This window comes from Bacillus sp. S/N-304-OC-R1 (assembly GCF_019749375.1).
In the GTDB taxonomy this organism is placed as follows: Bacteria; Bacillota; Bacilli; order Bacillales; family Cytobacillaceae; genus Cytobacillus.
The window spans coordinates 423,589-434,132 of the sequence record NZ_JACWFE010000004.1 but is presented as its reverse complement, the minus strand read 5'-3'; the positions used below and the strand labels follow the sequence as shown (position 1 = coordinate 434,132).

Here is a 10,544-nt window from a genome sequence, read left to right as displayed (position 1 = left end):
GTAGTGACCCCTTAAAGTTAGAGTTTTTATTATGCAGCTAATTGGCTGGCATTAGTTCGGTATTTTACTGGACTCATGCCAGCCAGTTTTTGTTTAATCCGTTCGTTGTTATAGTAATCTATATATCTTTCAATTCTCTTTCTTAAGGCTTCGTATGAAATCAATTCTTCTCCATAATACATTTCCTGTTTCAGTATGCCAAAGAAGTTTTCCATTGCCGCATTGTCTGCACATGTTGCTTTACGAGACATGCTTTGGAAAATCTTGTTTTGCTTTAATGTTTTCACCCATGAATTGTGTTGATAATGCCATCCTTGATCTGAATGAATCGTTGTACGGTGATTGGCGTGTTCTAAAATGATAGGCAGTGCTTGCTGTAGCGATTCCATCACAAAATCGAGTGTCGGACGTTTAGATAGACTGAAGCTAATAATTTCACCGTTATACAAATCCATTATCGGACTTAAATACAATTTTTCATCTCCTGTACACTTGAATTCCGTTACGTCTGTCACAATTTTTTGTAAGGCATTTCGGGTGCTGAAACGACGGTTTAATCGATTCTTTGCTACTTTACCTACTTTGCCTTTATAAGATTTATAACGAGATTTACGAACGAACTTCTCGCACTTTAAATCGAGTTCGTTCATAAGTCGTTGTACTTTCTTATGATTAATTACGTATCCTTGTGCTCTTAATTCCGGATAGATGCGACGATAACCATATCGACCTTCATGCTTCTCAAATAGCGCTAAAATCAACGTTTTCCACGCTTGATCCGGGTCTTCATTATTCATTTGATTGATGTGATAGTGGTACGTTGCTTCAGGAATATCCACTTGTTTTAAGACATCTTTTAATCGGAATCCTTCTTCTTTGAGTTCGAAGACCAACGCTGCTTGTGCTTTTCGAGATAGGCGTCCGGATTCTCCCGAAAAGCTTTCAACTTTTTTAAATACGCCACCTCTAGACGAAGTAGTTCATTTTCACGCTCTAATTGTTCTTCACGTGACATTGTTTTTTCACCTTTAGCAGGTGTAATTTTAGGCTTTTTAGACATAGATGGCCGTCCCTTCAATTTTTCTTGCAGGCCCTCTATTCCTTGACTGTTCCAATTCGCAATTAATGACGGATTATTCATGTTAAATTCAATCGCTGTATCATGATAAGAAGCACCTGTTTGTTTCATAAAGTGTAATACATCAAGCTTGAATTGAACAGCGTATACTTCTTTTCCTGTTTTTCGTTGTAAACCTTCGTTACCGAAAGCTTTATAAGCTCGTACCCATTGTTCAATTGGAGTTGAAGATGGCATCTCATATTTTTTCGATAATAATTGATAACCCAACTTACCTTCTAAATACTCCTGAACAACTTTCAATTTAAATCCTTCACTATATTTTGCCATAGAAAAACACCCCAAAAGTTAGTTTTTTAACTCTAACTTTTGGGGTGCAGCACCGATGCATCTATTGGATACCCTTTTTACTATTATAATTCCATTTCAAGCACGACAGGACAATGATCACTGCCCATTATGTCACAATGAATTTGCGCTGATTTGATGAATTCCTTCACTCGATCTGAAACGATAAAATAATCGATCCGCCATCCAATATTCCGCTCTCTCACTTTTGCCATATAGGACCACCAAGTGTAAGCCCCTTCTGCATCCGGATAAACATATCGAAAGGTATCTACAAAACCAGAATCTAGCAACTTCGTCATTTTTGCTCTTTCCTCTTGAGTAAAACCGGAGTTTCCTTCATTGGATTTAGGATTTTTCAAATCCATTTCAGCATGTGCAACATTAAGATCACCACAATACACAACTGGCTTTATTTGATCCAATTCACGTAAATATTGGAGTAAATTGTTTTCCCATTCTAGTCGGTACGAAAGACGAGCCAAGTCACGCTGAGAGTTTGGCGTATACACATTCACCAAGTAGAAAGATTCGAACTCAAGCGTAATAATCCGCCCTTCATCTTCCGTCTCTTTTTCCCCTACTCCATATTTAACAGATAGCGGCTTCTGTTTCGTAAACACAGCTGTACCAGAATACCCTTTTTTCAATGCATAATTCCAATATTGATAATAGCCATTAAGCTCCAGGTTAATTTGACCTTCCTGCAGCTTTGACTCTTGAATACAAAAAATATCAGCATCCACTTCATGAAAATAATCCAAAAAACCTTTTTTCACACAAGCTCGAATTCCATTCACATTCCAAGAAACAAATTTCATGTTGAAAAGACTCCTTTTTCATAGAACTCTAGACTACTAGAATAACATGGAACAGTATTAAGTGCTACGAAATGATAGATAGTAATAGAAAGCTAGGTTAATGGACAAATTTTGATAAATTTGTATTTTCTTGTCCGATAATGCGGTGTTATTGGACAGATTTTGTTGAATTTGTGTTTACTTGTCCAATAAAGTGGTGTTATTGGACAAATTTTGGTGAATTTGTGTTTTCTTGTCCAATAAAGTGGTGTTATTGGACAAATTTTGGTGAATTTGTGTTTTCTTGTCCAATAACGGGGTGATATTGGACAAATTTTGATGAATATATGATTTCTTGTCCAATACCTCTCTCAATCTCGTAAATTCATCAAATAATATACACCCCACCTCCATAAACATTGTTATCCTTGAATCTCTTTTATACTCTTTCCGCCTAAATAGGCGTGTCCCATTCTTATTTTACCTATCGTTGTAAAACCGTATTTTTGATAGACCTTTTCGATTTTTTCATTGATTGGGAACACCCAAAGATTTTCTAATCCTAGTTTGGCTGCTTCTTTTTGAATATGTTGTATTAAAAAGCCAATAAGTCCTTTTCCTCGATATTCTTCTAAGGTTGCAACACTTTCAAGGCGGCCCTGTTTATTATTTACAAATAAACAAGCTGTTGCACAAGCAATGCCATTATATCTAAGTAAATAATATGTAAATTTCGGATGATTAAACTCGTGCTCAAATGCCCTTTCTCTTACAATTTTTCCTCCTAATTCTTTAATGCTGCATTCAATATGAAGTGCTTCAGAATAATTTTTGTCTGTAACTAATTCGATGGTGATTTGGTCTGGAGCTTCCCTCTGATAAATTTTTTTGTTCCATTGCTGAATAGGCTCAATTAATTCTTCAAAACCAAAATTATTCTCTTTCAGTATTGAGATAAATTCCTCTTGAATATCCAGCTGATAGATATAAAATCTAGGAATGATTCCTTTTGATTGGAAATAATTCATTACTTCATTGATTATGTTCTGAGGCTGAGCTGCTATTTGACTAATATGTGCATGATTGGCACTATAATAATGAGGCTGGTATTCATTGCAAAATAGAATTCCCCAGCATTTATCGGTACGTGATGTAAAGCTTTCTAAATAGGCGTAATCTAATTCAAGGATATCTTGTAAAAATTTCATAATATGCCTCCCAATTATGTATCAAAGCGAAAAATGTTATGAATCTACATAATTATTACATTACACTCCCAAATATGTAAATCATCTCTATTATTTATCGAAAAATTGGACCGTTAAGAAGGAGGATTAACAATAATGGCAGAACATCATTTTCACTTGAAGGCTCACTGGCCAGGACTAAGAAATGACGTTGGTGAGATCGAAACAGGATCATTGAAAACGAAGGTATCTATTCCCCCTGAGATGGATGGACCGGGAATCGGGACAAATCCAGATGAAATGCTGCTTGGGGCAGCTGCAACATGCTTCATCATTACTCTTGCTGCGATGATGGAGCGCAGTAAACTAGAAAAAGTCGATTTGTACATGGAATCTGAGGGAATTGTGGATGTAACAAATAGTGTTATTACGTATAAAAAAATCATCCACCGTCCAACGATTGTATTAAAGCAAGGTGCAACTGAGCGAGATGAGGCCATGGCACTTAAATTGGCACATAAAGCCGAAGCTTCCTGCATGATTTCTCGTGCGGTAAAAGGAAATGTAGAAATTGAATTGCAAGCGGCTATTCTAAAGTAATACATCAGTATATTCAAATATCATGTGAGAAAAATATTACATAAAATAAAAAAAGTGCTAATTTTGCTTCTTTTAAATAAGGGACAGAATTAGCACTTTTTTATTCCTTCGCACTCCTCTTTAATGAATATTTCAAAATAATGAGGCTAACATAAATTGGCTAGTAAGGAGGCACTGAAAGTAAGGTTTTCATTACTATGCAGAAATATTTATGAATTAATCGACAGAATTCTTTTTTTGCTACATTTTTTTTATTTTTTATAGCGAAAATATTTATTTCTGTTGAAATAGGACTACTTTTGATAGCTTTTGTCAGGTAGCAGGAAAATAGGGTATCTCTTGCTGAATAACTTTTACATAGAAAATTTATTTGGAATATATTCCGAATTATTCATAATGATGCTAGACAGAAAGGGATGGATATCGAATGTCAAGTCAATTTGTAAAAGCATACACAATCAAGGAAGTATCTAAAATGATAAATATACCAGCTGGCACACTTCGTCAATGGGAGAAGGATTTGGATGACCTTCTTGTTATTCCCCGCTCTAAACAAGGGGCAAGATTTTATTCAGATAGGGAAATTCAATTGCTTGAAAAGATTAAACAAATGAGAACAAAAAACCTAAGCAAGGAAATGATTAGGGAATTACTTCAGCAGCATTTACATTCGGAACCTGCTTCCGAAACAGTCGAAACCTCTTTATCCCCTGTTGAGAATGAAGCAAACCTAGTAATAGAGAAAAATGAGCTCGCAATGGTCTATGAAGCCATGGAAATGTTCAGGAACCAATTAATAGTGGATGTACGAACAGAAATCAAGACTTGTATAAGGAAAGAAGTTATTGAAGAAGTAAAAAAAGAGATTTCGAAGAGTTCCCTACATACTGTGAAAAGTCTTTCGGATTCCATTTATAAGTCAAATGAAAAAACACGCCTTGAAATTACCGAGCTTTCTAGCCAGATACATAATGTTTCGGAACATACTTCCGAGTCGCTCGAAACCTTGAGCAAAAGGATTTCGAAAGCTTCGAAAGGCACTTCCGAACAAATTCGGAGCCTAGTTCACCGAGTTTCCGAATCATCTGAAGCTGCATCTGAAGAATTCAAAACAATGATTCATTATATATCGAGTTCGGCAGAGGTTACCCACACGGAAATTAGTGCACTAATTGAAACGTTAAACCAGGACCGTGAAATCTATATTGAAACAATTAATCGGGAACGTGAGCAATATTTGGAAGATGTTATTCAACGCGAAAGGATGTTTCAAGATTTAATGGCCAGCTTCCGGAAAGCTGCGGCAGCATCTGAAGAAAAAGTGAAACCTTGGTGGAAGCTTTGGGGGTAATGTATAGTAGAAAAGTAAGGCGGTCTTAAAAGTTAAGACCGTCTTATTTGTGATATTTGACTAACCTTTTCCTTAATTCATATTTGTACCATAAAAGATTTCGTCCATTTCTGTTTTGAGTTTTTCTGTAATTTCTTCGACTTCTCCCCCACTGAGTTTGTCCTTTGTGTAGCCAAAGAGATAGTTGTTTAAATCAAAATCGCGGATTCTGCATTTTGTATGGAAAATGTGGGACTGATAAATATTGACGTCAATCATGTCGAATTCATCTTTAATTTCGTCAGGAATATAATTTTGAATGGAGCTAATATTGTGATCGATAAAGAGCTTCTTTCCGTCTTTATCTCGAGTGAAACCACGTACACGGTAGTCAATGGTCATAATATCCGTATCAAATGAATGAATTAAAAAATTTAATGCTTTTAAAGGAGAAATTTCCCCGCATGTTGAGACATCAATATCGGCTCTAAATGTGCTTATCCCATCTGATGGGTGATATTCAGGATAGGTGTGTACGGTAATATGACTTTTGTCTAATTGCATAACAACGGATTCTGGCAGCGGACCTGGAGATTCTTTTAATGACTCACTTGGCACCTCGACAACGGGTCCTTCTGATACAAGCATTGTTACACTAGCCCCTTGAGGCACATAGTCCTGCTGGGCAATGTTTAATACATGGGCCCCAATAATCTCTGACACGCTTTTTAATATTTTTGTTAACCTTTCTGCGCTGTATTCCTCATCAATATACTCTATGTATGCGTCTCGCTCTTCCTTCGTCCTCGTATAACAAATATCATACATATTAAAGCTTAACGACTTCGTTAAGTTATTAAATCCATGCAGTTCAATGGTTTGCTCTGGAGTTAAGGTCAAAATCAGTTCCCCCTTTTTTTGAAACTCCTGTAAATATTGTTATATTGCCCATTACGATAGGCAAATATGATAAATAAGCTGTTACCATAAATAACTAGGTGTATATTATTTTATTATTTAACTGTTTCTATTTATAATGAGAACTAATTGCGGCCATTTACTGAAAGAAGGTATAACAAACAATGGGTAGATTATTTCGAACGGTCATCTTGTTATTTATTATATATTTATCGTGGCCCTTTATTGAAAACCAAATTGAAAAAACAAAATATGCCCCTATTTTAGAAAATATAAAAACTGAGATTCAGGCTTTGGCCGAAAACCCTCGTGTAACTGAAACAGTTGATGTAATATACGGAACAATCAATGAGTTAACGAATAAGCTTGAAAACAATGAGTTGCTTCCTTTAAAAGAAACTAAACCCGAGCAAGCGAAAAAACCTAATCTAACCATTCCATCGGAGCATGCATTTTCGATTCATAATATTGCTTTAGGTGAATTAAAGGAAAACGTTGAAAAACAAATTGGCCTCGCGAAACGGTCTTCATATAATGAATACGGCACTAAATGGTATTCGTACCATGAAAACTATCATAATTTCTTAATGGTCGCCTACGATACGAATAACAGAGTAGCCGCATTGTATACAAATCAGGATCTAATTGCTTCCCAAAAAGGGATCAAGCTTGGCAGTACGAAGGAAAATGTTCGTCAGCAGCTAGGGGATCCTTTGAAGCAAATTAGAAAAGGTTTGGTTTATTACCAAATTGAGGAAGACCGGGACTATGATATGTTTAAAATGGATAATAGTTTTGTCACTATTTTTTACGATAAACATTCGAATAATACTGTAACAGCTATTCAAATTATTGATGAGAATCTTGAACAAGTGAAGCATTATTTTTACACGGAAGGTTCTCTTCCTTTAAAGGAAGGCTTTGAATATCAATTGTTTGATTTAACGAATGCAGACCGCGTTAAGCATAATCTGACAGTATTGCAATGGGATGACCATGTTAGGGAAACCGCGCGGAAGCATAGCAAGGATATGGCAGATCAAAACTATTTTTCTCATACAAACTTGGAAGGTTTATCTCCATTTGATCGTATGAGCAAGGATCACGTATCCTTTACAATGGCTGGTGAAAATCTTGCGACTGGGCAGTTTAGCTCCATATTTGCTCATGAAGGATTGATGAACTCACTCGGTCACCGGGAAAATATTCTTAGACCAGAGTATCGGTATTTAGGTGTCGGCGTCGCCTTTAACTCGAAGTCACAGCCGTATTACACAGAAAATTTCTATTGTAGATAACAAAATGGCCGAACGTTATGTTCAGCCATTTTTTCTGTATTAAGTACTGTCTACCAGGTCTCCACTAATATGTTTTGTGGCATTCCTATTTTCTATTCTTTGAACAATATCATCCTCTTCATCAGACTCGTCTTCAATCTCTTGACCGAGCATCGCTTCGATTATATCCTCAAGAGTAATAAGCCCTTGTGTACCTCCATACTCATCAAGAACAATCGCCATATGTTTTCTCTCTCTATTCATTAATTTAAATACTTTCTCTATGGAATGAAATTCAAATACAAACAGTGGATCATTGTCAGTAAAATCATCTAAACTCTTATTTGGGTGTAATGACCATGCTAGTAATAACTTTGAATGAAACACACCGATTATTTGATCAATATCTTCCTTATAAACTGGATATCTGGAATATTTATTATAAAGGACAATTTCTCTTGCTTCTTCAAATGTAGATTCACTTGGTATCCCCTCAATTTTCATCCTCGGTGTTTTTAAGACATCATGGACATCAAGGCTGTAGAAATCAAGAACTCCTTTTAGAGTTCTTGTTTCATCAATTCGAAATGTCCCTTCAACCGCTGCGATATCAACCATTGCCCTTAATTCCTCACGGGATACTGAAATAGAATGCTGTTGGTCCTTCGTAAAAATTTTAATGATGGTACGAGTAAATTTTGAGAGTAAGAAGGTTAATGGTTTACAAACTATTAACAGCACTCGAATAACAGGATACACTGCATAAGCAACTTTTTCTGATAATGAAGCAGCAATTGACTTTGGCAGCACCTCGCAAAAAATGATAAGAACTGCTGTTAAAATTCCAGTAGCTAGCCCGACACTATAACCATATTTTATTGCAATAATTGTGACAAGAGTTGGTAGCATAATATTCGCAATATTATTTCCAATCAAGATGGCAGTAATTAATTCATCCGGCTTCGAAACTAGCTTTAAAAGTCTTTCAGCCTTACTATCATTATTTTCAGCTCTTGTCTTTAATTTCATTTTATTTACTGCGGTTAAGGCAGTTTCACTACCAGATAAGAAAAAAGACATAAGCATAAAAAATAGGATTGCAATAAACAAAATAGACAGCCTCCATTAATATTCCTTGTCCTACTAATAGTATCCAATTATTATGCTGTTAAATCTGAACCGAATAAAAAAAGTATTTATTTTCTGGTATGATGATAAAAACTGTATGAATCCTAGAAATAATTCAGTATGAAATGCTTAGTCATACCGATTTTATTTATGGTATACTGATACAGCGTATCATACCTAAATCATTTTCAATTGGACTTTTATTCTAATTACTGCAGAGTTATGTCTATTTATTATTCGTTTAGTTATCAAATCCGAATAAAAGTGATGCCTCTGCATCATAAAGGAGAATTAATCGTAAAATGGCAGTAGATTTTATCATGATTTTGAAGGCAATTATTTTAGGACTTGTCGAGGGATTAACGGAATTCGCACCTGTCTCATCTACAGGACATATGATTATCGTGGATGATATGTGGCTTCATTCAAAGGATTTTCTATCGCAATCAACAGCAAATACATTTAAAGTTGTTATTCAATTAGGTTCCATCCTTGCAGTCGTTATTGTGTTTAAAGACAGATTTATTCAAATGCTTGGTCTAGGGAGAAATACTTCTGAGGCGAATGCAGGTTCGCGGTTAAAGCTGACTCAAGTTATTGTTGGCCTGATCCCAGCAGGTATTTTAGGTGTTTTATTCGATGACTATATTGATGAAAACTTATTTTCTACAAAAACTGTATTAATTGGTTTAGTGATTGGTGCAATTTTTATGATCCTTGCCGATATTTTTGGCGCAAAAAAACCAAAAGTAGACTCAGTTGATCAAATTACATATAAGCAAGCATTTTCAATTGGCCTTATTCAATGCTTCTCCCTTTGGCCAGGTTTTTCAAGATCCGGTTCAACAATATCCGGTGGTGTTTTGCTTGGGTTAAGCCATCGGGCAGCAGCTGATTTTACTTTCATTATGGCCGTTCCAATTATGGCTGGAGCTAGCTTTATTTCATTATTAAAAAATTGGCAATATTTCACGATGGATGCCCTGCCGTTCTTTATCGCTGGATTTATTAGTGCTTTTGTCTTTGCGTTATTGTCTATTCGCTTCTTTTTAAAGCTAATAAACAAAATAAAGCTAGTGCCCTTTGCTATTTACCGCATAGTACTTGCTATCATTATTTACATTGTTTACATTTAAAAAACTACAAACAATAGTCCTTTACTTTATATATGAAGGACTATTGTTTCTTTTAACAAATCACTTAACATATCGTTTTATAATTCTTCAGTATTTTACTCCCCTTTTATTCCTTCTCCTCTAACTTATCAATTAGCTTTTCGGCTGCTCTACGATATAAATTGCTCATGTGGGCCATAGACGCAATCATGAGAATTTTTTCTAACTGACCTGACTCCATATCCTCAAGAATATTTATCTCTTCTACCACATCATTCTCTTTGTTGATAATGTCTTTCTCAAATACAGCTGCATTTTTCTCTGTTAAATGAAGAAAACTCTCATAAAATTGTTCAACCTTAAAAGAATGGTCTACAATCTTTTCATTGATTTTTGAAAGAGTTCCTCTTATGTCATTAATCGAAAGTGCTCCCTTTAATTGATAAATCAAGCTGATTAGGATAAGATGCTCCTTCGAATATTTTTTATTTTTAATTGGAAAGAATAATTTTCCCTTTGCATAATTATTAATCATCGTTTTTGTCAGAACTTTTTCATCTTCATTTCGCTTCGAGTTGCTGAATTTATTTTCAAATAGCTGAATTACTTGATCCATATACAGGTCAATGTCTGGAATTTCGTTTAGCGTGATTTGATTGTTTAAACCGGTAATATCTATTAATTTATTGTCCATTTAATTTACCTCATTACTTATGATCTGTATGTTGATTTTACAGGAAAAAAAAGTGTATGTAAATGATTG

At 35.2% G+C, this 10,544-nt stretch carries 11 protein-coding genes; 4 read left to right on the top strand and 7 right to left on the bottom strand.

Annotated features, from left to right (window positions below):
* Positions 1-29: 29 nt before the first annotated feature.
* The 4 genes from H0173_RS07285 to H0173_RS07270 all read right to left on the bottom strand — a co-directional run bounded on the left by H0173_RS07285 (position 30) and on the right by H0173_RS07270 (position 3,434).
* Positions 30-893: an IS3 family transposase gene (locus H0173_RS07285; RefSeq protein WP_221845665.1), complete on the bottom strand. Its 864-nt coding sequence runs from the start codon at positions 891-893 to the stop codon at positions 30-32.
* Complete coding sequence (locus tag H0173_RS07280; protein WP_221845664.1) at positions 857-1,408, bottom strand: helix-turn-helix domain-containing protein; 552 nt, start codon at positions 1,406-1,408, stop codon at positions 857-859. The genes H0173_RS07285 and H0173_RS07280 overlap by 37 nt, the downstream gene beginning before the upstream one ends.
* An 83-nt stretch (positions 1,409-1,491) precedes the next feature.
* A complete protein-coding gene (locus H0173_RS07275; protein WP_221845663.1) occupies positions 1,492-2,247 on the bottom strand; it encodes an exodeoxyribonuclease III in 756 nt (251 codons plus the stop codon).
* A 401-nt stretch (positions 2,248-2,648) separates the two neighbouring features.
* Positions 2,649-3,434, bottom strand: coding sequence for a GNAT family N-acetyltransferase (locus H0173_RS07270; protein ID WP_221845662.1), 786 nt, complete (start codon positions 3,432-3,434; stop codon positions 2,649-2,651).
* Between the two features lie 135 nt (positions 3,435-3,569).
* Here H0173_RS07270 and H0173_RS07265 point away from each other — a divergent pair, with 135 nt between their 5' ends.
* Together H0173_RS07265 and H0173_RS07260 are read left to right on the top strand one after the other, a co-directional pair.
* The gene (locus H0173_RS07265; protein WP_221845661.1) at positions 3,570-4,013 is read left to right on the top strand and encodes an OsmC family protein; all 444 of its coding nucleotides are present in this window, start codon (positions 3,570-3,572) and stop codon (positions 4,011-4,013) included.
* Positions 4,014-4,440: 427 nt separating this feature from the next.
* Entirely contained in the window at positions 4,441-5,364 is a 924-nt protein-coding gene (locus tag H0173_RS07260) for a MerR family transcriptional regulator (RefSeq protein WP_221845660.1), read from the top strand.
* A gap of 72 nt (positions 5,365-5,436) precedes the next feature.
* Here the strand turns inward: H0173_RS07260 and speD are convergent, their stop codons facing one another.
* Positions 5,437-6,243 (bottom strand): adenosylmethionine decarboxylase, encoded by an 807-nt coding sequence (gene speD / locus H0173_RS07255; protein ID WP_221845659.1) that lies wholly within the window; start codon positions 6,241-6,243, stop codon positions 5,437-5,439.
* A gap of 182 nt (positions 6,244-6,425) precedes the next feature.
* Between speD and H0173_RS07250 the strand changes: the two genes are divergently transcribed.
* Positions 6,426-7,559 carry a CAP domain-containing protein gene (locus H0173_RS07250; RefSeq protein WP_221845658.1) on the top strand — a complete coding sequence of 378 codons (1,134 nt, stop codon included), beginning with the start codon at positions 6,426-6,428 and terminating at the stop codon, positions 7,557-7,559.
* Between the two features lie 39 nt (positions 7,560-7,598).
* Here the strand turns inward: H0173_RS07250 and H0173_RS07245 are convergent, their stop codons facing one another.
* Positions 7,599-8,648: a CNNM domain-containing protein gene (locus H0173_RS07245; protein WP_221845657.1), complete on the bottom strand. Its 1,050-nt coding sequence runs from the start codon at positions 8,646-8,648 to the stop codon at positions 7,599-7,601.
* Between the two features lie 320 nt (positions 8,649-8,968).
* Between H0173_RS07245 and H0173_RS07240 the strand changes: the two genes are divergently transcribed.
* On the top strand, positions 8,969-9,802 hold the full coding sequence (locus tag H0173_RS07240; protein WP_221845656.1) for an undecaprenyl-diphosphate phosphatase: 834 nt from the start codon (positions 8,969-8,971) through the stop codon (positions 9,800-9,802).
* Between the two features lie 106 nt (positions 9,803-9,908).
* Here the strand turns inward: H0173_RS07240 and H0173_RS07235 are convergent, their stop codons facing one another.
* Positions 9,909-10,475, bottom strand: a complete 567-nt coding sequence (locus H0173_RS07235) for a DUF1836 domain-containing protein (protein ID WP_221845655.1) — start codon at positions 10,473-10,475, stop codon at positions 9,909-9,911.
* Positions 10,476-10,544: the final 69 nt, after the last annotated feature.

Bases quoted from the DNA above. Each gene is read 5' to 3' on its own strand.
- H0173_RS07250 (WP_221845658.1), top strand. From the start codon at position 6,426: ATGGGTAGATTATTTCGAACGGTCATCTTGTTATTTATTATATATTTA.
- H0173_RS07260 (WP_221845660.1), top strand. From the start codon at position 4,441: ATGTCAAGTCAATTTGTAAAAGCATACACAATCAAGGAAGTATCTAAA.
- H0173_RS07270 (WP_221845662.1), bottom strand. From the start codon at position 3,434: ATGAAATTTTTACAAGATATCCTTGAATTAGATTACGCCTATTTAGAA.
- H0173_RS07265 (WP_221845661.1), top strand. From the start codon at position 3,570: ATGGCAGAACATCATTTTCACTTGAAGGCTCACTGGCCAGGACTAAGA.
- H0173_RS07280 (WP_221845664.1), bottom strand. From the start codon at position 1,408: ATGGCAAAATATAGTGAAGGATTTAAATTGAAAGTTGTTCAGGAGTAT.
- H0173_RS07240 (WP_221845656.1), top strand. From the start codon at position 8,969: ATGGCAGTAGATTTTATCATGATTTTGAAGGCAATTATTTTAGGACTT.
- H0173_RS07275 (WP_221845663.1), bottom strand. From the start codon at position 2,247: ATGAAATTTGTTTCTTGGAATGTGAATGGAATTCGAGCTTGTGTGAAA.
- H0173_RS07235 (WP_221845655.1), bottom strand. From the start codon at position 10,475: ATGGACAATAAATTAATAGATATTACCGGTTTAAACAATCAAATCACG.